At 67.6% G+C, this 552-nt stretch carries 1 pseudogene; it reads left to right on the forward strand.

Annotated features, from left to right (window positions below):
- A pseudogene (locus tag G205_RS20475) lies at positions 1 to 552 on the forward strand (glycine dehydrogenase (aminomethyl-transferring)); the annotation flags it as partial.

Below are 552 nucleotides of genomic sequence, written 5' to 3' on the forward strand. Positions count from 1 at the left end.
TGGTGAGGGTCAGCGCAACGTGTGCCTGATCCCTGCTTCCGCGCACGGCACCAACGCCGCGTCGGCGGTGCTGGCCGGGATGAAGGTCGTCGTGGTGGCCACGGCGGCCGACGGCACGATCGACCATGCTGACCTGTACGCGAAGATCGAGGCGCATAAGGATGCCCTGTCGGCGATCATGATCACCTACCCGTCCACGCACGGGGTGTACGACGGGGATGTCCGTGAGGTCTGCGATGCCGTGCACGCCGCGGGCGGGCAGGTGTACATCGACGGCGCGAACCTGAACGCCTGGTGGGCCTGGCGCAGCCGGGCAAGTTCGGCGGGGACGTCTCGCACCTGAACCTGCACAAGACCTTCTGCATCCCGCACGGCGGCGGCGGGCCCGGCGTCGGACCCGTCGCAGCGAAGGCGCACCTGGCGCCGTTTATGCCCGGTGATGCCAATAAGGCCGCTCATGAGGAAGGCCACGGCGTTGCCATCTCGGCGTCACGCTTTGGCTCTGCCGGTGTCCTCCCCATTTCGTGGGCGTATGTGAAGCTGATGGGCGGT

The sequence above is a fragment of the Arthrobacter nitrophenolicus genome (genome assembly GCF_000332815.1).
In the GTDB taxonomy this organism is placed as follows: domain Bacteria; phylum Actinomycetota; class Actinomycetes; order Actinomycetales; family Micrococcaceae; genus Arthrobacter; species Arthrobacter nitrophenolicus.